This is a genomic window from Vibrio rumoiensis, from assembly GCF_002218045.2.
Taxonomy (GTDB): Bacteria; Pseudomonadota; Gammaproteobacteria; order Enterobacterales; family Vibrionaceae; genus Vibrio; species Vibrio rumoiensis.
In genome coordinates this window covers 901,413-922,982 of record NZ_AP018685.1, presented here as the reverse complement: position 1 = coordinate 922,982, position 21,570 = coordinate 901,413, and the positions used below count along the sequence as shown (strand labels likewise).

16 protein-coding genes and 11 tRNA genes are annotated in these 21,570 nt (G+C 42.0%); 22 read left to right on the top strand and 5 right to left on the bottom strand.

Translation table 11 applies throughout. The annotated features are described in order from the left end of the window. Positions 1 to 105 precede the first annotated feature (105 nt). The 14 genes from pth (at position 106) to VRUMOI_RS04190 (ending at position 4,998) form a co-directional block, all read left to right on the top strand. The gene (gene pth / locus VRUMOI_RS04255) at positions 106 to 696 is read left to right on the top strand and encodes an aminoacyl-tRNA hydrolase (RefSeq protein WP_089137463.1); all 591 of its coding nucleotides are present in this window, start codon (positions 106 to 108) and stop codon (positions 694 to 696) included. A 70-nt stretch (positions 697 to 766) separates the two neighbouring features. Then, a complete protein-coding gene (gene ychF, locus VRUMOI_RS04250; protein WP_089137464.1) occupies positions 767 to 1,858 on the top strand; it encodes a redox-regulated ATPase YchF in 1,092 nt (363 codons plus the stop codon). Between the two features lie 272 nt (positions 1,859 to 2,130). Then, positions 2,131 to 2,207, top strand: a tRNA-Met gene (locus VRUMOI_RS04245). A gap of 104 nt (positions 2,208 to 2,311) precedes the next feature. Then, positions 2,312 to 2,396, top strand: a tRNA-Leu gene (locus VRUMOI_RS04240). A 9-nt stretch (positions 2,397 to 2,405) separates the two neighbouring features. Beyond that, positions 2,406 to 2,480 (top strand) — tRNA-Gln (locus VRUMOI_RS04235). A gap of 108 nt (positions 2,481 to 2,588) precedes the next feature. Next, positions 2,589 to 2,665 (top strand) — tRNA-Met (locus VRUMOI_RS04230). A 104-nt stretch (positions 2,666 to 2,769) separates the two neighbouring features. Then, a tRNA-Leu gene (locus tag VRUMOI_RS04225) sits at positions 2,770 to 2,854 on the top strand. 9 nt (positions 2,855 to 2,863) lie between these two features. Beyond that, positions 2,864 to 2,938 (top strand) — tRNA-Gln (locus tag VRUMOI_RS04220). 72 nt (positions 2,939 to 3,010) lie between these two features. Beyond that, a tRNA-Leu gene (locus VRUMOI_RS04215) sits at positions 3,011 to 3,095 on the top strand. Between the two features lie 26 nt (positions 3,096 to 3,121). Continuing rightward, positions 3,122 to 3,196: transfer RNA gene (locus VRUMOI_RS04210), tRNA-Gln, on the top strand. A gap of 145 nt (positions 3,197 to 3,341) precedes the next feature. Next, positions 3,342 to 3,426 (top strand) — tRNA-Leu (locus VRUMOI_RS04205). A gap of 83 nt (positions 3,427 to 3,509) precedes the next feature. Continuing rightward, positions 3,510 to 3,584 (top strand) — tRNA-Gln (locus VRUMOI_RS04200). Between the two features lie 110 nt (positions 3,585 to 3,694). Further along, positions 3,695 to 3,779, top strand: a tRNA-Leu gene (locus VRUMOI_RS04195). Between the two features lie 163 nt (positions 3,780 to 3,942). Next, entirely contained in the window at positions 3,943 to 4,998 is a 1,056-nt protein-coding gene (locus tag VRUMOI_RS04190) for a lactonase family protein (RefSeq protein WP_089137465.1), read from the top strand. Positions 4,999 to 5,054: 56 nt separating this feature from the next. On the opposite strand, the gene VRUMOI_RS04185 is transcribed toward VRUMOI_RS04190, so the two are convergent. Next, the gene (locus VRUMOI_RS04185; RefSeq protein ID WP_089137466.1) at positions 5,055 to 6,236 is read right to left on the bottom strand and encodes a 2-octaprenyl-3-methyl-6-methoxy-1,4-benzoquinol hydroxylase; all 1,182 of its coding nucleotides are present in this window, start codon (positions 6,234 to 6,236) and stop codon (positions 5,055 to 5,057) included. Between the two features lie 279 nt (positions 6,237 to 6,515). On the opposite strand from VRUMOI_RS04185, the gene miaB reads away from it, so the two are divergent. The 5 genes from miaB to lnt all read left to right on the top strand — a co-directional run bounded on the left by miaB (position 6,516) and on the right by lnt (position 12,199). After that, positions 6,516 to 7,940, top strand: coding sequence for a tRNA (N6-isopentenyl adenosine(37)-C2)-methylthiotransferase MiaB (miaB, locus tag VRUMOI_RS04180; protein WP_089137467.1), 1,425 nt, complete (start codon positions 6,516 to 6,518; stop codon positions 7,938 to 7,940). 85 nt (positions 7,941 to 8,025) lie between these two features. Further along, positions 8,026 to 9,171: a PhoH family protein gene (locus tag VRUMOI_RS04175; protein WP_089137468.1), complete on the top strand. Its 1,146-nt coding sequence runs from the start codon at positions 8,026 to 8,028 to the stop codon at positions 9,169 to 9,171. Positions 9,172 to 9,179: 8 nt separating this feature from the next. Beyond that, the gene (ybeY, locus tag VRUMOI_RS04170) at positions 9,180 to 9,644 is read left to right on the top strand and encodes an rRNA maturation RNase YbeY (RefSeq protein ID WP_089137469.1); all 465 of its coding nucleotides are present in this window, start codon (positions 9,180 to 9,182) and stop codon (positions 9,642 to 9,644) included. A gap of 75 nt (positions 9,645 to 9,719) precedes the next feature. Beyond that, positions 9,720 to 10,643 (top strand): CNNM family magnesium/cobalt transport protein CorC, encoded by a 924-nt coding sequence (corC, locus tag VRUMOI_RS04165; protein WP_089137470.1) that lies wholly within the window; start codon positions 9,720 to 9,722, stop codon positions 10,641 to 10,643. Positions 10,644 to 10,684: 41 nt separating this feature from the next. After that, the gene (lnt, locus tag VRUMOI_RS04160) at positions 10,685 to 12,199 is read left to right on the top strand and encodes an apolipoprotein N-acyltransferase (RefSeq protein WP_089137471.1); all 1,515 of its coding nucleotides are present in this window, start codon (positions 10,685 to 10,687) and stop codon (positions 12,197 to 12,199) included. Between the two features lie 108 nt (positions 12,200 to 12,307). On the opposite strand, the gene VRUMOI_RS04155 is transcribed toward lnt, so the two are convergent. The 4 genes from VRUMOI_RS04155 to VRUMOI_RS04140 all read right to left on the bottom strand — a co-directional run bounded on the left by VRUMOI_RS04155 (position 12,308) and on the right by VRUMOI_RS04140 (position 17,641). After that, positions 12,308 to 14,275, bottom strand: coding sequence for an LTA synthase family protein (locus VRUMOI_RS04155; RefSeq protein ID WP_089137472.1), 1,968 nt, complete (start codon positions 14,273 to 14,275; stop codon positions 12,308 to 12,310). Between the two features lie 134 nt (positions 14,276 to 14,409). Beyond that, a complete protein-coding gene (locus tag VRUMOI_RS04150; RefSeq protein WP_089137473.1) occupies positions 14,410 to 15,534 on the bottom strand; it encodes a M20 family metallopeptidase in 1,125 nt (374 codons plus the stop codon). A 65-nt stretch (positions 15,535 to 15,599) separates the two neighbouring features. Then, complete coding sequence (gene dcuC, locus VRUMOI_RS04145; protein WP_089137474.1) at positions 15,600 to 16,967, bottom strand: anaerobic C4-dicarboxylate transporter DcuC; 1,368 nt, start codon at positions 16,965 to 16,967, stop codon at positions 15,600 to 15,602. A gap of 191 nt (positions 16,968 to 17,158) precedes the next feature. Further along, positions 17,159 to 17,641: a zinc ribbon-containing protein gene (locus tag VRUMOI_RS04140; RefSeq protein ID WP_089137475.1), complete on the bottom strand. Its 483-nt coding sequence runs from the start codon at positions 17,639 to 17,641 to the stop codon at positions 17,159 to 17,161. A 47-nt stretch (positions 17,642 to 17,688) separates the two neighbouring features. Between VRUMOI_RS04140 and VRUMOI_RS19205 the strand changes: the two genes are divergently transcribed. The 3 genes from VRUMOI_RS19205 to VRUMOI_RS04130 all read left to right on the top strand — a co-directional run bounded on the left by VRUMOI_RS19205 (position 17,689) and on the right by VRUMOI_RS04130 (position 21,566). After that, the gene (locus tag VRUMOI_RS19205) at positions 17,689 to 17,835 is read left to right on the top strand and encodes a hypothetical protein (protein WP_162598334.1); all 147 of its coding nucleotides are present in this window, start codon (positions 17,689 to 17,691) and stop codon (positions 17,833 to 17,835) included. A gap of 206 nt (positions 17,836 to 18,041) precedes the next feature. Then, positions 18,042 to 20,636 carry a leucine--tRNA ligase gene (gene leuS / locus VRUMOI_RS04135; RefSeq protein WP_089137476.1) on the top strand — a complete coding sequence of 865 codons (2,595 nt, stop codon included), beginning with the start codon at positions 18,042 to 18,044 and terminating at the stop codon, positions 20,634 to 20,636. Positions 20,637 to 20,864: 228 nt separating this feature from the next. Then, positions 20,865 to 21,566, top strand: a complete 702-nt coding sequence (locus VRUMOI_RS04130; RefSeq protein WP_231897485.1) for an LPS-assembly lipoprotein LptE — start codon at positions 20,865 to 20,867, stop codon at positions 21,564 to 21,566. The last annotated feature ends 4 nt before the right edge of the window (positions 21,567 to 21,570 follow it).

Sequence of the window (21,570 nt, the reverse complement as noted above, 5' to 3'; positions counted from 1 at the left end):
TTTACTTTACGGTGAAGTGGTTTTTTTATATTTATCGCCTTCACCATCAAGCTAAAAAATATGCTATCATGCCGCGCTTTTTAAATTTGGAAAGAGAACTAGACTTTGACTCAACCTATCAAATTACTTGTTGGTCTCGCGAATCCCGGACCGGAATATGCAAAAACTCGCCATAATGCAGGTGCATGGGTGGTTGAAGAATTAGCTCGCGTTCACAACGTTACGCTAAAAGACGAAAGTAAGTTCTATGGCCACACCGGGCGTATTTTGGTTAATGGCCAAGATCTTCGCTTACTGATTCCAACGACGTTCATGAATTTGTCCGGCAAATCCGTTGCTGCTCTCGCTAAGTTTTATCAAATAAAACCAGAAGAGATCATGGTTGCTCATGATGAGTTGGATCTTCCTCCTGGGGTTGCTAAATTCAAGAAAGGCGGCGGGCATGGTGGCCATAATGGGCTAAAAGATATCATTGCCAAACAAGCCAATAACAAAGATTTTTATCGCCTAAGAATCGGTATTGGCCACCCTGGACACAAAGATCGTGTTGCTGGCTATGTCCTCGGCAAAGCACCAGCCAAAGAACAAGAATTACTCGACGCAGTGGTCGATGAGGCAGTGAGAAGCTTAGATATCCTACTCAAAGACGGCTTAGCAAAAGCGCAAAATAGATTACATACCTTTAAAGCTGAATAATTCATCTCGAAAGGTCATCAAATTACAACATAAGTCGGCCAACAATGCCGAATGAAAGAAGGTTAATATCATGGGTTTCAAATGTGGAATCGTCGGTTTACCAAACGTAGGTAAATCAACATTGTTTAATGCATTAACAAAAGCGGGTATTGAAGCGGCTAACTTCCCTTTCTGTACGATTGAACCAAATACTGGTGTGGTACCAGTGCCGGATCTACGCTTGGATGCGTTAGCTGAAATTGTTAACCCTAAACGTATTCTTCCAACGACGATGGAATTCGTTGATATCGCAGGGTTGGTTGCAGGTGCATCAAAAGGTGAAGGCTTAGGTAACAAATTCCTCGCGAACATCCGTGAAACTGATGCGATTGGTCACGTTGTTCGTTGTTTTGAGAATGAAAACATTGTTCACGTTGCAGGTCGAATTTCTCCAATTGAAGATATCGAAATCATCAACCTTGAGCTTGCTCTTGCTGATTTAGATAGCTGTGAGCGCGCCATTCAACGTCAAGCTAAAAAAGCCAAAGGCGGAGATAAAGACGCGAAATATGAAATCACAGTTCTAGAAAAGCTACTCCCTGTCTTTACCGAAGGTGGCATGGCGCGCTCTGTAGAGCTAAGTAAAGAAGAACTAGCTGCGGTAGGCTACTTAAACTTCCTGACTTTAAAGCCAACCATGTACATTGCTAACGTAAACGAAGATGGTTTCGAAAATAACCCATTCCTCGATAAAGTACGTGAATACGCGAAAGGTGAAAATGCCGTTGTAGTACCTGTTTGCGCAGCCATTGAATCTGAAATGTCAGAATTGGATGAAGAAGACCGCAATGAGTTCTTAGCCGATCTTGGCATTGAAGAACCAGGCCTAAACCGTGTTATTCGTTCTGGCTACGAACTACTTGACCTACAAACTTACTTTACTGCCGGTGTGCAGGAAGTTCGTGCATGGACAATCCCTGTTGGTGCTACGGCCCCACAAGCTGCAGGTAAAATTCATACTGATTTCGAAAAAGGCTTCATCCGTGCCGAAGTTGTTGGTTATGATGATTTCATCCAATTTAAAGGTGAAAGTGGTGCAAAAGAAGCGGGTAAATGGCGTTTAGAAGGTAAAGATTACATTGTAAAAGATGGTGACGTCGTCCATTTCCGCTTTAACGTATAAAGAACAAGCACAATTTCTAATAATTTTAATAAAGCCAGCTATTTGCTGGCTTTTTTATTGCCTAAATAAAAGTTTACTCAGTTCTTTTTCATCATAAAAACCCTCTCTAAAACGCTGCTATTTGCTCATAAACAAAGCTTTTTGTTTAAAAAAAGGTCGAACGATTCAAGAAAGTCAAATTATTAAAAAAAACTATTGACGCTTGCGACCCAGATACGCATAATGCGCTCCGTCCTTGAGACACAGACGTGTTGAAGAGACAGCAAGATTTAGGCTACGTAGCTCAGTTGGTTAGAGCACATCACTCATAATGATGGGGTCACAGGTTCGAATCCCGTCGTAGCCACCATATTTTAAACGATGCTTTATAAGGGTCGTTATTCGATAAGTAAGTTTAACCAATCAACTTACCATTCATATCGAAAAGCTAGGAGTTATCCTAGTCACGAATTTGCGGTCGTGGCGGAATTGGTAGACGCACCAGATTTAGGTTCTGGCGCCGCAAGGTGTGAGAGTTCAAGTCTCTCCGACCGCACCATGATTTAGTTGGGCTATCGCCAAGCGGTAAGGCACCGGCTTTTGATGCCGGCATTCCCTGGTTCGAATCCAGGTAGCCCAGCCAATTATTCTAAGTTCTGACCTTTCAGAACTTGAATCTCGAAAAGATAATTTCGAGACTGGAAGTCTAGAAGATATTTAGTTATACTCCTCGGCTCCAAAAGTAACACATGGCTACGTAGCTCAGTTGGTTAGAGCACATCACTCATAATGATGGGGTCACAGGTTCGAATCCCGTCGTAGCCACCATATTTTAAACGATGCTTTATAAGGGTCGTTATTCGATAAGTAAGTTTAACCAATCAACTTACCATTCATATCGAAAAGCTAGGAGTTATCCTAGTCACGAATTTGCGGTCGTGGCGGAATTGGTAGACGCACCAGATTTAGGTTCTGGCGCCGCAAGGTGTGAGAGTTCAAGTCTCTCCGACCGCACCATGATTTAGTTGGGCTATCGCCAAGCGGTAAGGCACCGGCTTTTGATGCCGGCATTCCCTGGTTCGAATCCAGGTAGCCCAGCCACTATTACAACGTTATTAAGATTTTCCAATTATCTTTCTAACTATGAATTCTTCTTAATCCATAAGAAGCGCTGCGGACGTGGCGGAATTGGTAGACGCACCAGATTTAGGTTCTGGCGCCGCAAGGTGTGAGAGTTCAAGTCTCTCCGTCCGCACCATTATTTAGATGGTTATCCATCATTGTTGGGCTATCGCCAAGCGGTAAGGCACCGGCTTTTGATGCCGGCATTCCCTGGTTCGAATCCAGGTAGCCCAGCCATATTAAAGTTCCTAGGTAGCTAGTTCCTAGTTTCTAGGAAAAGAAGTTTTGTGAATATAAAGCTTCATCTCGAAAAGCAAGCTTAACCAATCAGCTTGCTTTTTTTATCGAGAAAATTGGGAGTTCAACTCTCAAACACGAACATGCGGTCGTGGCGGAATTGGTAGACGCACCAGATTTAGGTTCTGGCGCCGCAAGGTGTGAGAGTTCAAGTCTCTCCGACCGCACCATATTTAACGTTTCTCGGTTATCGAGTCTCGTATTTCGAAATAAACATCGAGTTACGAGCAACGAAAACTCGAGTTCCGTCAACTGGGCTATCGCCAAGCGGTAAGGCACCGGCTTTTGATGCCGGCATTCCCTGGTTCGAATCCAGGTAGCCCAGCCACTTTTTATGAATCTCGTTCATCGAGGCTCGTATCTCGAAGAAAGTGTTTCATCAATTAGCACTTTCATAATATTCGAGAAACTAGAAACGAGTTTTCTAGACACGTATTTGCGGACGTGGCGGAATTGGTAGACGCACCAGATTTAGGTTCTGGCGCCGCAAGGTGTGAGAGTTCAAGTCTCTCCGTCCGCACCATTATTTAACAAAGCCCACTTAATTGTGGGCTTTGTTGTTTCTGTCATTCATAATTTTAATTTTTGCCAACCATATCACTCAATCTTTTCTATATTAATTTTCATTATTTAATTAAAACCAGCAAGATAAGACGAATAAGTTCATACCGTGTTAGGAAACAAGAATGACAGCATTACCTCTTATCATTAGCGGATATACCGCTGGAGATGAAGCAACAGGGCTTTACTTTGCCCAACTCAATACCTCAGATGGTCACTTAGTTACCACTCCATCAAAAATCGATTTACCACACCCTTCTTATTTTGACGTAACAATAGATTCTTGCGAAGAACATAAGCTACTCACGGTTATTTCTGAAGTTTTTGAACCCCAAGGGCCACTTATTCAACAATACTCACTGCACAAAAATCAGATACACTTAAAAAGCGAATCAAGCTTAACGGGTAGCGAACCTTGCTATGTTGAAAATCATATCAAACATCACTTAGTGACTACTGCTCAATACGGTTCAGGCCATATTGATATATTCTCAACCGATGACAATCATCAAATCGTGCAACATATACAAACGATTGATAACCAATCTTTACGCTTGGCTGAAAACCTTGCCTCTCATGCCCATCAATCCTTGTTACTGGATAAAACAAAGGTTCTTGTTAGCGTCGATTTAGGCTGTGATTGCGTACGCTTCTTTCCATTTAATTCAACTCAGAATCAGTTTTCTATCAATCAACATGAGTCACTAATCCTGCCGAAAGACAGCGGGCCTCGTCATATGATATTTGATAGGCAAGAGCGGTTTGGAGTCATTCTGTGTGAAATATCAGAACAACTGATTACACTACATAAGCCAAATGATAAGTGGGTGATACTGTCTAGCCAACCAGCCTTCCCGAGCACGCACAATGGGCAAGCGGCTGGCGCGATAAAATTCTCACCAGATCAGCGTTTTATTTATGTCACGGGAAGAAGACAGAATCTCATTGCTTGTTTTGCTTTTAACCAAGATTCAGGAGACGTCGTTTATCAATATTCGATAGATTGTGGTGGTGATTTTCCGCGTGATTTTGCCATTTCACCTTGTGGGCAATGGCTTGTGACTGCGAATCAAAATAGCCATAACTTAGCCACTTATCGAAGAGATATAACTAGCGGAGAGCTTGAAGATACTGGTTATCGACACGAAGTGCCATCGCCTGTATGTGTGAAGTTTATTTAAACAATATCAAAGTTAGCGATACCGCTTAGTGGCAAACTAAGCGGTATCTTATTGGTTTATAATCCTAACGCGTATTTCAAAACTTGTTTCTTAATTTCACCCGAATGCTCTGCCGCTTTTAATGCCATGTTTCTTAATAGTTTTAGTGGTGGAATATCATTGCTAAACGTCTTATAAAAAAAGTCCATTCCAGTTTGCATCAATAGATTATCAGTACGTCTTTGTTTTTGATAATCCACAAAAGCTTGCTCAGTATCTAGTCCTTTATCTGCAATAGTATCAAGCAAAACGGCAACATCTTTAAAACCTAAGTTTACGCCCTGCCCGGCTAACGGATTAATCGTATGAGCAGAATCACCAACCAACACACAGCGATTCGCATAATACTTTTGCGCATGACGGCGAGTTAATGGGAAAGACCCCGCTTGCAATACAGTGATATCACCTAACTCTTTAGGGAAGTGCTCTAAGACTTCTTGCCGTAATGCTGCTGAAGATAATGATTGTAATTGTTTAATGCGTTTAGGGCTGTCATACCAGACTAATGAGCCTTGGTGTGTGCCATCTGTAGTGGTCGCCAGCGGTAAAAACGAACGAGGCCCGTTAGGCGTAAACCATTGCCAAGTAATATCTCGCTTTTGTTCATCAGCTAAGCTTGGCATCGCAACATTAATCAACATACAACGCTGACGGTAATCCCACGCGGTGATCCCTATATTGGCTTGCTGACGCACTTTAGAATTTGCGCCATCAGCACCAACCACCCATTGCGCTTCTAAACATTGGCCTGAATCTAAATGTACTTTTGTAGCATTCTCATCAAACTCAAGATGATTTAAGCTATCTGGACACATCACCATTAGGTTTGGGTAGCTGTCAAATTGCTCCCATAAGCCTAATTGAAGCAGCCTGTTTTCAACCATATAACCAAGTTTATCGAGATTGAGATCATCGGCATGAAAACACGTCCGACATTCCGGATGTTCCCATGTTTCAAGCCCTAAATATGGAGTTACTCGTTTTTCTTCAATCGAGTGCCAAGCCCCCAGTTGGGTTAAAAGTTCAACGGAAGATTTTGAGATAGCCGATACACGTAAATCCATAGGTTGCGATGCATCAAATGCAAGTGGCGCTTTACCTTCAATTAATGCCACTGATTTTTTTTGCTTCGCAAGACCTATCGCTAACGCCGCCCCAACCATTCCGCCACCAATGATGACTACATCAAACTTGGACATATTGAACCCCAGTAAAAAATATCAATGCCATTCTACCGCAATACCAATATTTTTCAGCCATGCTATTCAAATTCTTCAAGTTTCATATTAAACAAACCCTCACTAAAATTATGCCTATAATACAAACAAAGCTTTGTGTCCTCTAAGCTCTAGTCAGCTTGGATTTAAACCAGTACAATACGCGGCTTGCTAGAGTTGTGCCTGATTTTAGATTGGCCAAACAGCAAAACGATGAGCAAAAGCTCAACCCAACATTGATTTAATACGAGCGAATGTGAAATGAGTAAGAAACTGCTAATTAAAACTTGGGGCTGTCAGATGAACGAATACGATTCATCGAAAATGGCCGACCTCCTTAATGCCGCAAATGGATATGAATTAACCGAAGATCCAGCGGAAGCAGATGTATTATTACTCAATACATGTTCGATTCGTGAAAAAGCACAAGAAAAAGTGTTCCACCAGCTTGGTCGTTGGAAAACACTAAAAGATAAAAAAGAAGGGGTTGTCATTGGTGTGGGTGGCTGTGTCGCGACTCAAGAAGGTGACCATATTCGTCAACGTGCGCCATTTGTTGATGTTATCTTTGGCCCACAAACCCTTCATCGCCTACCGGAGATGATTAAGCAATCACAAGCTAAAACAGGGCCTGTGATGGATATTTCATTCCCAGAAATTGAAAAATTCGATAGCCTGCCAGAACCTCGTGCTGATGGCGTAACGGCTTTCGTTTCTATCATGGAAGGCTGCTCGAAATACTGTACTTACTGCGTTGTACCTTATACTCGTGGTGAAGAAGTTAGCCGACCTATGGATGATGTACTATTTGAAATCGCCCAGCTTGCTGACCAAGGTGTTCGTGAAGTTAACTTACTTGGCCAAAACGTAAATGCTTACCGTGGCCCTATGCATGATGGTGAGATCTGCACCTTTGCTGAATTATTGCGTTTAGTTGCCTCAATTGATGGTATTGACCGCATTCGCTTCACCACAAGTCATCCATTAGAGTTTGGCGATGACATCATTGCCGTTTACGAAGATACACCAGAACTTGTAAGCTTCTTGCACCTGCCAGTTCAAAGTGGTTCAGACCGTATTCTAACAATGATGAAGCGCCCACATACTGGCCTAGAATACAAATCTATCATCCGTAAGCTACGTAAAGCTCGCCCTGATATTCAAATCAGCTCGGACTTTATTGTTGGTTTCCCTGGTGAGTCCAAGAAAGACTTCGAAGACACCATGAAACTGATTAAAGATGTCGATTTTGATATGAGCTTTAGTTTCATCTTCTCACCTCGCCCTGGTACACCTGCAGCTGATTATCCATGCGATGTACCAGAATCTGAGAAGAAAGAAAGATTGTATGAACTTCAACAACAAATCAATGCGCAAGCTATGCGATACTCTCGCTTAATGCTAAATACAGAACAACGTATCCTTGTTGAAGGTCCATCAAAAAGAAACTTGATGGAATTACGCGGCCGTACAGAGAACAGCCGAGTAGTGAACTTTGAAGGTTCGGCAGACTTAATTGGTCAATTTGTTGACGTTCATATTACTGAAGTTCACCCTAACTCGCTTCGTGGTACTTTAGTCCGTACGGAAGCTGAGATGGGCTTACGTTCAGCGCTATCTCCGGCTGAAATGATGAAAAAAACACGTAAAGAAGATAAATTAGGGGTTGTTACTTTCACACCCTAACACCATCTTAATAGTAAGATAAGTTAAATAAGGCGGTTCGTCTGGCTAATATAAAAGGCTCGAACCGCTTTTTGCGAGGGAAAACGTGAGCAATAAAATCGTAACGCTTGAAGTAAACCTAGAACCTTCCGATAACCACAGACTGTCTAGCCTATGTGGTCCTTTTGATGACAATATCAAACACCTTGAACGTCGCTTGGGCGTTGAAATTAACCACCGCAGCAATTTCTTTACCATTACAGGTAAGCCTCACACTGCCGCTGCGGCCTTAGATATTATCAAAGATCTATATGTTGATACCGCGCCTGTACGTGGAGAAATTCCCGATTTAGATCCAGAACAAATTCATTTAGCGGTAAAAGAATCTGGCATTCTTGAGCAACATCAAGAACAACCAATGGAATACGGAAAAGAAGTCTTTATCAAAACCAAAAAAGGTGTGATTAAACCGCGCACTCCCAATCAGGGCCAATACTTAGTCAACATGGTGACCCATGATATTACCTTTGGTATTGGGCCCGCGGGTACAGGTAAAACCTACCTTGCGGTAGCCGCTGCTGTTGATGCATTAGAGCGCCAAGAAATTCGTCGCATTCTATTGACTCGCCCAGCCGTAGAAGCGGGTGAAAAACTCGGTTTCTTGCCTGGTGATTTAAGCCAGAAAGTGGACCCATATTTGCGTCCACTTTATGACGCTTTATTTGAAATGCTTGGGTTTGAGCGCGTTGAAAAGTTAATTGAACGTAACGTCATAGAGGTGGCTCCACTTGCTTATATGCGGGGTCGTACGTTAAATGACGCCTTTATCATTCTTGATGAAAGCCAAAATACCACGGTTGAACAAATGAAAATGTTCCTAACCCGTATCGGCTTTAACTCGCGCGCAGTCATCACTGGTGACGTAACCCAAATCGATTTACCTCGTGGGGCTCGTTCAGGCCTGCGTCATGCTATTGAAGTGCTATCCGAAGTAGAAGATATTAGCTTTAACTTCTTCCTAGCTGATGATGTGGTTCGTCACCCTGTCGTGGCTCGCATTGTTAATGCCTATGAAAAGTGGGAAGCACAAGATCAAAAAGAAAAGAAAGCGATAGAAAAACGTCGCCGAGAAGAAAGAGAACAACGTGAGGCTCAAGCAGCAGCATTATTTTCTGCCGCTAATCCTCAGCATAATCAAAATATTCAGCAAGACAGCAGCCCATCTGAACACCAAAATCAAGATGTGGAATAAGGCAAATTATGACCATTGAACTCGACCTCCAAATTGCAGTCGAAGATACAACAGACCTTCCCACTGAGGTGCAATTACAGCAATGGTTAGAATCAACCATTACTTTGTTTCAACCTCAAGCGGAAATCACAATTCGTATTGTTGAAAATGAAGAAAGCCAACAATTGAACCGTGATTATAGAGGTAAAGATAAGCCGACTAACGTGCTATCATTCCCTTTTGAAGCACCTCCTGGTATCGAGATAGACTTGCTTGGTGATCTCATCATTTGTAAGCAAGTGGTTGAAGCGGAAGCAAAAGAGCAAAATAAATCGCTGTCAGCACATTGGGCACATATGGTTGTACACGGTAGTCTTCATCTGCTAGGTTATGATCATATTGACGATGATGAAGCCGATGAAATGGAAAGCATTGAAACAGAAATCATGCAAAAACTTGGATTTGAAGATCCATACATTTCAGAAAAAGAATAATGACAGTCGCTTTATCTAACAAGCGACCTGATGTGCGAGCTACCCGCTTTTGGTAGCGTTAACGAAAGAGTAGACATGAACGACAGTACCTCGCCTTCACATAATGAAGGCAATAATGATAAATCTGACGGTCCCAGTAGAAAATCCTTCTTCGAACGCCTAGCGCATCTATTTCAAGGTGATCCGAAAGATCGCCAAGAGCTAGTCGAAGTATTTCGTGATTCAGAAGAAAACGATCTTATCGATCCTGATACACGAGATATGCTTGAAGGAGTGATGGAAATATCGGAAATGCGAGTGCGTGATATTATGATCCCACGCTCGCAAATGGTCACTATCAACCGTGACTATGACCTAGATTCTTTAGCGACATTAATCATTGAAGCCACTCACTCGCGCTACCCTGTGATTAACGAAGATAAAGACCATATCGAAGGCATTTTACTTGCTAAAGATTTATTACGTTACTTAGTGTCGGACAGTACTGAATTCATACTCAGTGAAGTGGTACGCCCTGCTGTTGTTGTCCCGGAAAGTAAGCGGGTTGATCGTTTATTAAAAGAATTTCGTGAAGAACGCTACCATATGGCTATCGTTGTCGATGAGTTTGGTGGCGTTTCAGGCCTAGTCACTATCGAAGATATTTTAGAAGAAATCGTCGGTGAAATCGAAGATGAATTCGATGATGAAGAAGCGGCTGATATTCGCCAACTGAGTAAGCACACTTTTTCAGTTCGTGCTTTAACGGATATTGATGACTTTAACGATGCCTTCAACACCAATTTTAGTGATGAAGAAGTAGATACTATTGGTGGCCTTGTCACTTTAACATTTGGTCATTTACCCGAACGTGGTGAAATGGTCGAATTAGATGGATATACCTTCAAAGTGACCGCTGCGGATAATCGAAAAGTCGTTCAGCTACAAGTCACGATCCCAACAAACTCAGAAACCAACATCGAACCTGAAAACAGCGATACGTCTAATCGTAATAGTTAGCGTTTTGGTATAATTTACTAGCAGTGAACCCTAATTAACCTATGAAAACAATTTGGATTCAGCGCATAGGGCGGCCTTTATTGGCCGCTTTTGTTGGCGCGATAACAACTCTTGCCTTTGCGCCATTTTCTTACTGGCCAGTCGCTATATTAAGCCCTTTCATTCTATTACTCCTTCTCAATAATCAGTCGACCAAAGCAGGCTTTTGGATCGCATTTGCTTGGGGTTTAGGTCAATTTGGAACGGGCATAAACTGGGTACACGTGAGCATTGATACTTTTGGTGGAATGCCAAAAGTGGCCAGTGTCACTTTAATGAGTTTACTGGTCAGCTATTTAGCGCTCTACCCTGCCCTGTTTGGTACTTTGCTTAATCGCTTCTTTCCTAAAACTAATGCCCAGCGCCTAGTAATTGCGGCCCCTATTATTTGGCTCGTTACCGATTGGCTACGTGGTTGGGTTATGACTGGGTTTCCTTGGTTATGGTTGGGATATAGTCAAATTGATAGCCCACTCAATGCTTATGCACCAATTTCAGGTGTGGAAGCCATCACTCTGATGTTATGGCTAATCGCGGGAAGTTTGGCCTTGGCCTCACTGGCAAGAAAGTGGCAATATCTGTCTATTCCCATCATGATCTTCGCGGGTGGTTTTGCTCTAAACCAAGTTTCATGGGTAACACCAGATCCCTCGACTAAAACCTCATTTGCACTTATCCAAGGCAATATCGATCAAAAAATGAAGTGGGTGCCGAGCCATCGCTGGCCGACCTTAATGAAATACACCGATATCAGCCGAGATAATTGGGGAACCGATATTATTATTTGGCCTGAAGCGGCAATTCCGGCACTGGAATCTGACTTGCCGGCCTTTTTACATAACTTAGATACCGCAGCGAAAGCCAATAATAGCGCCTTAATTACCGGTGTATTATCTCAAGATGATATGGGACGTTTTTATAACAATGTGCTCACTTTAGGTCAAAATGGTCAAGGTCCATATGATTACGATACGGCTAAACGCTATAGCAAGCATCATTTGTTGCCGTTTGGTGAGTTTGTGCCATTTGGTGACTTGTTGCGCCCTATTGCACCGCTTTTCAATTTGCCAATGTCATCATTCCAACGTGGAGAGTTCATTCAACCTAACTTAGTCGCAAATGGGCGTCACCTACTAGCGGCGTTGTGTTATGAGATTATTTTTAGTGAACAAGTTCGCCAAAATGTCACGCCAGATACGAATTTCATATTAACGCTTTCTAATGATGCATGGTTTGGTCATTCTATTGGACCACTCCAACACATGGAAATTGCTCGTATGCGCGCCTTAGAGCTGGGTAAACCACTCATCCGTGCAACCAATAACGGCGTCACTGCTGTAACCGATTATAAAGGTCGCATCACGAAACAAGTACCGCAATTCCAGACAGAAGTGTTAAAAGCCGAAGTGACATCGACATCGGGTAATACGCCTTATACACATTTAGGGTCTTGGTTATTATATGTGTGGTGTGCACTAGGCCTATTCAGTGTTTGGTTTCAAAAGAGAAAAAGTTAGACAGAAACGCTCAAAAGAATAACCATCTACTTGATTGAAACAAAAAGCCGCGTAAGTCATGACTTACGCGGCTTTTTTATTGGAGTAATACTGTGCAGTAATGTCTTCTTACGAGTCCAACATAGCTTTAACTTCACCCCAATGATAATAATCTTGCTTGTAAGCTAGGCTCCCCCACAAAGCATTAGCATTGGCAGTATCAATCATCTTTTGAGGTAACTCAACTGAGTGCAGTTTATGTGTTTGATTATCATACTGATAGGTTTCTATTGGTTTATCCGCCTGAAATATTACCGCTTGATTATCGTTATTCATCCAACCAAAAGTATTGTGATATTGCATAATCGCACGCAATTTTTCGTTTGGTATATCTTGCGTCATATCATGACCTATCATCGGGCCATAATTATCAATGCCAATTAGAGATAATAATGTCGGTGGAATATCTATCTGGCTCGCAATACGGTCATCTTTTTTCGGTTCAATACCACCACCGAAAATAATGGCTGGAATATTAAAATAATTAACCGGAATAGCCTGATCGCCATAAACTCGGGAATCATGGTCTGCGACTACGATAAATACCGTCTCATCCCAATAATCTGAAGCTTTAGCCTTTTTGATAAACTCACCAAAGGCAAAGTCTGAATATTTCACCGTATTTTCACGAGTTGCCGCAGGAGAATTATACGGTTCAATTTTACCTTCTGGGTACTCAAAAGGTGAATGGTTGGTCGTCGTGAATACAAAACTAAAAAACGGCTGGCCAGTTGCGTGACGCTCTGTCAGTTGTTGATGTGTTTTATCATAAAGATCTTCATCACAAACTCCCCAAGAACCTACGAATTGAGGATTAATAAAAGTTGGAAGATCTTGAATGTCACAAAATCCATTCCCTAAACAGTAGCCTTTCATGTTATCAAAATGGCTTTCTCCGCCATAGATAAACTGAGTATGGTACCCGTGATAAGACAAGGTCTGCGCGATGGTATAAAAGTTTTGTTGACCTTTTGGTAGCTTCACAATCGCGTTTGCTGGAGTAGGAGAAAAACCACTAGTAACAGCTTCAATTCCTCGGATAGAACGAGTACCTGTCGCATACATACGCGTGAAATACCAACTTTCTTCCAAGATAGCATCAAGATTTGGAGTAAGCGGTAGCCCTCCAAGCCCACCAACAAATCGCGACCCTAAACTTTCTTGTAATAGAATAACCAAGTTTTTAGGTTTTCCTTTATAACTCGCTGGTCGGCGTATGAGTGTCGGTAGTTTGGGATGGGTATAAGCACCTGTTGAGACATGAGTAGAGTCTTGTATCAATTCAATGACTTTTTCTTGGCTCATCTTCGGATAAAATTTCGCTGAATCCTGTTCTTTTCGCATCAGCTTCATCGCATAAATGACAGAATAAGTTGAATTGAGTGCCAAATCATTCATCAAATTATCATTCGAAAATGCAATCATAGAAGGATTAATACCTCGATGACCAAAACTTGATCGGGCGCCTAAAACACATAACGCGACCGTAAGAAGCCCAAAAGGTACACGCCAATACCATTCTAACGATGGTAAGTTGGATACAACCAAACCACTAAATACCCAACCTACATATACGGTAAAAATTGAAATTACGCCGCCTAAGAACAACTCTACCTTGTAACCAGTCCATAGCATACTCATCACTTCTTTAGGATAAATAAGATATTCAACAAAGAAACGGTTTGGACGTACGTCATATTCATTAATAAAAGTTGGGGTTGCTATTTCCATATACACTAACAACCATAAGCCTGCGACAATCCAGACACGCAAGAAAATAAGCCATATGTCATTAATCGGTTCAATACCGGTAAATAGACTCGTCAGTAAGCTTGGTAAGATCAATAAATAACACATAGTAACCACATCCATGCGTAATCCAGATACCAATATGGGACGGACACCCCGTGCGTTTCGTACCCTTTCACGTTGCCACAAACATAAACTAATTCGAGATAGAGTCAGTAATATAATTCCACAAACAAATGTGGCAACGATAGGAAAGAAAACCGTTAGTAAAGATTTAATGAAGTCCATGTATAACTCAACTTAAAAATGGGGGCACATACTTACCATTATTCAACTCGCTCGTCTATTGCACGTTATTAATTTTAAACAAAAAATGGACGCAAATACGTCCATATCTATAATATTTAACCGAATTTTGAACTTTAAAAGCTTTTCAAAACCTGTGTCAATAAGTCAATACGTGGCTTAATCGAGTCAATTAATAAGTATTCTTTATCAGAATGAAAGCCTGCGCCCATTGGACCAAATCCATCTAGGGTTGGCGTACCAACATTGGCAGTAAAGTTACCATCTGAGCCGCCACCCGCATCTTCCCAACCATATTGAATACCGAGTTCATCCGCTTTTTTACTGACGAGCTTAATCATCTCTTCGGTATCATCAGTTGGCTGCATCGAGGGTTTAAAGGCTAAGCGATTGACTTCAACACTTGCGCCTTTTTCAAACGGTGTTTTCGCCATTTCTCGTAACTTAGTATCAATCGCTTCTGCTTCTTCATTATTCCAGAAACGAAGGTCGACCGTCGCTTTAGCGTAATCAGGCACGACGTTCACCGCAAGGCCACCTTCGATAATCCCTACATTCATCGTGGTGCCAGTTTCAAGGTTTACCAGATCCTTTATCGCAAGCGACCAGTGACTTAATTCATAAATCGCGGACACACCTTCTTGTAATGCCGAACCTGCGTGAGAGGCAACGCCTTTGAACACTAATTCATATTTGGCATTACCTTTGCGTGAACGAATTAAATTCCCGCTAACACGAGAAGCTTCGCACACTAAAACACGCTTGCTCTTTTTCGCCATCGCTTCAATCCATGGACGAGAATACATTGAGCCTATTTCTTCGTCGCAATTTAACGCCACTAATATGGCTAGCTTATCTTTTTCTTCATCGCTAAGTTGTTGCAATGCATACCAAGCACTCAAAATGCCAGATTTCATATCTGACGTACCCGGACCATAAATTTTCTCATCATCAAACGTTAACGGTCTTTTCGCTACCGTTCCTTCAGGGAAAACCGTATCCATGTGGCCACTTAACATCACATCGTATTGCTCAGCATCCGGCTTGTTGGTTATTTCTAAACATGGACCTGCTTCATCACTTATCTGATGACGTGTCACTGTGAAACCAATTTGTTCAAACATTGGAGTAAGAATATCGGCAATTTTAGCGACACCTTGAGGAGTACGAGTACCGCAATCTACATTCACTAAGGTTTCGAGTTGTTTAATGTAAGTCGGTAAATCAAACTTTTGAGGCATAATAGACTCCTAAAAAAATAAAAGCCCACCGTCACTGGTGAGCTTTACGATTACTTCATGAAAAATTAAGCCATCATTGGCACTAAGAAAACGGTGCCAATAATCACGGTTGCAAGGCCACAAATCACAGGTACAAACGTACGTTTCACCACATCAAATGGGCTGACTTGCCCCATACCTGAAGTCGCCACAATAACTCCCGAAACCGGTGAAATTGTACGACCTAAATTTGAAGCTTGTAGCATTGGAATAATCAAGAACGCTGGGTTGATACCCATTTTTGCGGCAAGTGACGGCGCTAATTCAACAAACGCATAGAAAGAGGCATTACCTGAACCAGTTGCGATTGAAGCGGCAACCGTAATAGCGGTAAGAAGTAACATCAATGCCACAGCACCAGCGCCTGCGTTATCGGCAAGGCCTAATAGCGTATCAATCGCACCTACCGACATTAAGCCTTGAGCAAACAAACCCGCACCAACTAATAGCATTACCACGCCTTTAAACGCATCGGCCATACCTTGATAGCAGACTTCTAAATCTTCTACCGCTTTCTTACCATCAAAACGATTAGATACATAATGAACCACGGCGCCAATAAAGATAGAAAGCACCACGATAGTATAAATATCTAACGTCATACCTGGGATGGTTTCGCCATTAAATAAGAACACCCCAACAATTGGCAAGAATGGCAGAATCGAATAATAAGCCGGTGCGCTAGTATCAATATGGGAGATATCGACTTTTTCCATTGGCGTATTGTCTTTCTTATCTAGGTATTTGTTCCAGAAAAAAGCAGCAACGGCCATCACGATGATTGCTGAAATAGAAACAGGAAGTACCGTTTCAACCGCAAAAACGTGTAGAGGAATACCAGATTTTTGTGCCGCGATAACCACATCACCAGAAGTTGGAGACAAGATAATTGCCGCTGGAGAGGCACATACCGCGACTGCCGCAGGACGAGAGATCCCCATTGCAGTCATCATTGGGAATAATGTCGCCATTAACAATACACCAAGTCCAGTCGCTGAACTTACCGCTAAAGACATCAAACAGGCAACGATGTAAGCCGCCACCAAAAGAACGTAAGGCGACTTAATAAAAGATAATGGTTTAGAAAATTGCTTCACAACAATGTTGTTGGCACCGATATGAGTCATGTAAGACGCAAAACCACACAACAACATAATTTGTAAACCTAAGCCACCGTTGTACTTTTGTAAGGTGTTTTTCAAGAAAAATAATGCATCAGTAAAAAAGTTACCGGTTGATTCTACTCCCGCAGGTAACACTGAATGGCCAAGAGGCGCTGCTAATAACAGTAGCACCGTACCCGCAGTTAATAATACTCCGGTAGGCTTGTAACCCTTTACAATAAAATAGCCTACAGCAATGGTCACAACAAGACCGACTAATAGTTCTAACATAGATGTTTGCCTTTTTTTAGGAATTGTTCATCGAACATTTCAAATTTTTAGTAATTTTGATGGCAAGAAATTACCAAAAGGCATTGCAACAAATATTAATCTCTATCAATTTTTAAGCTTGTAGCGCTGAATTTAGGTGCCTCAACGTGGTTTTATTGATTTATCGCATGAAAAGTATCTCAATGATAAGTTTAAGGCTTTAAAGGCACGCGAGTGAAAGCATCATTTCCACATTGAACGCAAGGTGTTATTTCACAAGGGTGACTATATTCTTGCCTATGACCACACTTTTCACACACTAAAGCGCCAAGCCCAATCACATCTCCAACCTCATAGAGGCCTTTATGCTCAATATCTTGAAACACTTCCATCCATTCAATTTGGGTTCTATCGGTAATGTCTAACAACTTCTGCCAAATAGATTCTGCAATCACATCTCTAAATGGATCATTGGCAATCGCTTCTTTATCTCTTTTATAGTTTTCAGAGAACTCCTTTAAATCCGACTTCACATAACGAGAAATCAGCGCGTACTCATCTTTCGTCATATCTTTGGTGGCTTCCCACATTTTTTTAGGTGTATCCAGTGCTTTATCGAGCTCCTCCGGCGTATGTTTTATACTTTCTATAATCTGATCGAGTACTTTTTTATAATCTTGATTGCGCTTTGTCATATTTGATTCTCCTTACAACTCGTTAGTTATACCCAAGTAACTTCAAGATGCAAAATTCAGAGCTATCATCCAAACCTTTAGACAAAGATGATTGGCGTAAGAATGTAAGTACCTTTCAAACCAAGCTAACACAGCATAAAGGCTTGGATGAAGCACCAGAACGGCAAGTTAAAACAAGCTTTATGCGGCGTTAAATTGAACAGAGATAGACTATAAAGATATTCAATTTGCCTTGCCTAGAGCTTGTTGTATTCTTGCTGAAACTCCTATCTTGAAGTTACTTGAGTATACAGGGTCACATTGCCTATTGTTGTGCGCAACCCCTTTAAGGTATTCTATGCTGATCAAGTATTATCGGATTTAACCGATCTCACAAATCTACGATAACCGGATATCATCGATGCAAGAGCATAAAGTGAAATTAGCAGAACAATATACCCCTCAAGATATTGAGCCAAAGGTTCAACAACACTGGGATGACAACAAAACGTTTGAAGTAACAGAAGATCCAAACAAAGAGAAATTCTACTGTTTGTCTATGTTCCCATACCCAAGTGGCCGACTGCACATGGGGCACGTTCGTAATTACACTATCGGTGATGTGGTTTCTCGTTATCAACGTCTACAAGGTAAAAACGTCATGCAACCTATTGGTTGGGATGCGTTTGGTCTACCTGCTGAAAATGCCGCGGTAAAAAATAAAACCGCACCAGCGCCTTGGACTTACGAAAATATCGAATACATGAAAAACCAACTTAAACTATTAGGCTTTGGTTATGATTGGAAACGTGAATTTGCCACTTGTACGCCAGAATACTACCGTTGGGAACAAGAGTTTTTCACTAAATTGTATGAAAAAGGCTTGGTTTATAAAAAGACCTCTTCCGTAAACTGGTGCCCTAATGATATGACCGTACTTGCCAACGAGCAAGTAGAAGACGGTTGCTGCTGGCGTTGTGACACACCAGTAGAACAAAAAGAAATTCCACAGTGGTTTATTAAAATTACTGAGTACGCACAAGAGTTATTGGATGATCTTGATAACCTAGACGGTTGGCCTGAAATGGTAAAAACCATGCAGCGCAACTGGATTGGTCGCTCTGAAGGTGTTGAGCTCACTTTCAAAGTAAACGGTCAAACTGATCTTGAAGTTTATACCACACGTCCTGACACGCTGATGGGTGTAACTTATGTTGGCATCGCAGCCGGCCACCCTCTTGCGACAATTGCTGCAAAAAATAACCCAGAGCTTGCAGCTTTCTGTGAAGAGTGTAAAAACACCAAAGTTGCTGAAGCAGAATTAGCCACTATGGAAAAGAAAGGCATGGATACTGGCCTGACTGCGATTCACCCATTAAACGGCAAAGAAGTACCGGTGTATGTGGCTAACTTCGTATTAATGGATTACGGCACAGGTGCAGTAATGGCGGTTCCTGCTCACGATCAACGTGACTTCGAATTCGCTACCAAATACGGTCTAAATATTGAAGCCGTTATTCTTGATGAAGACGGTAACCAACCTGACGTTTCTGAAGCCGCCTACACAGAAAAAGGTAAGCTATTTAATTCAGGCGAATTCGATGGACTTGATTTCCAAGCTGCGTTTGATGCCATTGCTGCCAAATTAGAATCTGAAGCGAAAGGCAAGAAAACCGTTAACTTCCGTCTGCGTGATTGGGGTGTATCTCGTCAACGTTACTGGGGCGCACCAATTCCAATGGTCACCACGGATGATGGTGAAGTGCATCCAGTGCCTGCAGACCAACTTCCAGTGATTCTTCCTGAAGATGTGGTTATGGATGGCGTCACTAGTCCAATTAAAGCTGATAAAGCTTGGGCTGAAACGACGTTCAATGGTGAGCATGCGCTACGTGAAACCGATACCTTCGATACCTTCATGGAATCTTCTTGGTACTATGCACGTTACTGTTCTCCACAAGCTGACGATATTCTAGACCCAGAAAAAGCGAATTACTGGTTACCAGTCGATCAATATGTGGGTGGTATTGAGCACGCTTGTATGCACCTATTGTACTCACGCTTCTTCCATAAATTATTACGTGATGCAGGTTACGTGACTTCTGATGAGCCGTTCAAGCAACTGCTTTGTCAAGGTATGGTACTAGCCGATGCTTTCTACCACACTAATGAAAAAGGCACGAAAGAATGGGTTGCACCTACTGACGTAACCGTTGAGCGTGATGGTAAAGGCCGCATTGAAAAAGCCGTCGATAATCAAGGGCGTAACGTTGAGCACTCTGGCATGATCAAAATGTCTAAGTCGAAAAACAACGGTATTGATCCGCAAGAAATGGTTGATAAGTACGGTGCAGATACTGTTCGTCTGTTTATGATGTTTGCTTCTCCGGCTGATATGACGCTGGAATGGCAAGAATCTGGCGTTGAAGGTGCGAACCGTTTCTTACGTCGTGTATGGAAACTGGTTGGTGAACACACATCACAAGGTGACGTAGAAGCGTTAGATGTTTCTGCTCTAACTGGCGATCAAAAAGCGCTACGCCGTGACGTTCATAAAACCATTGCGAAAGTCAGTGATGATGTTGGCCGTCGTCAGACTTTCAACACCGCGATTGCCGCGATCATGGAATTAATGAACAAGCTCGGTAAAGCCCCACAAGATAACGCGCAAGATCGTGCCATTCTTGATGAAGCACTCAAAGCTGTTGTTCGCATGCTTTACCCTATCACTCCACATATTTGTCATGAATTATGGAACGCTTTGGGCGAATCGAATGTCGATAGTTGTGAGTGGCCGACTTTTGATGAAAAAGCATTAGTGGAAGATGAAAAGCTGATCATCGTACAAGTAAACGGTAAACTACGTGCAAAACTGACCGTCCCTGCTGACATCAGTAAAGATGATATTGAAACGATGGGCTTAAATGACGAGCATGTCATTAAGTTCACTGATGGTTTAACCATTCGTAAAGTAATTTATGTACCCGGTAAACTACTGAATATCGTCGCTAACTAATTTTAGCGTAATCATTAAAGTTTAAAATGATAATCAAGCGTAAATGAGCATCTCGTTCATTTACGCTTATCTTATAGGTTTTTAGCAAAAGAATTTATAAGATAAGCACCGTATATATCCAAAGTAATTGAAGTTGCAGCAAGGCGACCATTGAACGAACGCCGTCAACAAAACTGCGACTTCAAGTATGAAAGGCTATAAAACTATATCGACTAGAGGTATTCCGTAGTGGCACATTTGTTTTCTCGTACTCATGTTCGTCTTCTCGCCATTATAGGCCTAGCAATGATGACCACAGCCTGTGGTTTCCATTTTAGAGGCAACTATCTTTTGCCGGATGAAGTATCGACCATTTCTGTCACTAGCTTTGATTCATACAACCAAATCACTCGTAATGTGAAAAATCAATTACGATTAAATGGTGTTGACGTTGTCTCACCAGGCTCAGGTGTTCCAAATTTACACCTAATCAATGAAAGTGATAATGACACTAGTGATAATGGCCGCACATTATCCTTGTATCAAAACTCACGGGCTGCTGAATATGAATTATCTTATCGAGTGTCTTACCAAGTTTCAGTCCCTGGATACGATAAAAAAACATTCAACGTAAATGTGACTCGAAGTTATCTCGACAACCCGTTAGCCGCATTAGCGAAATCGGTAGAACGAGACATGACCTTAAAAGAAATGCGCGAACAAGCAGCAGAACAAATTGTCCGTCAAATGGCGCGTTTAAAAGCTCAATTAATCGTTACTCCAGCAGGAAGCGATGAATTACAAGACTTCCCGACAAGCACTAATGATGATACTCAACAATCACAAACCGTCACTATTGATGAAGGTGTTCAACAAACCATATCAACCAGTGAAGCTTCTGATGACAGTAACGATGTCGTAATTGATGACTCTCAGCCAGAGACGCCATAAAAAC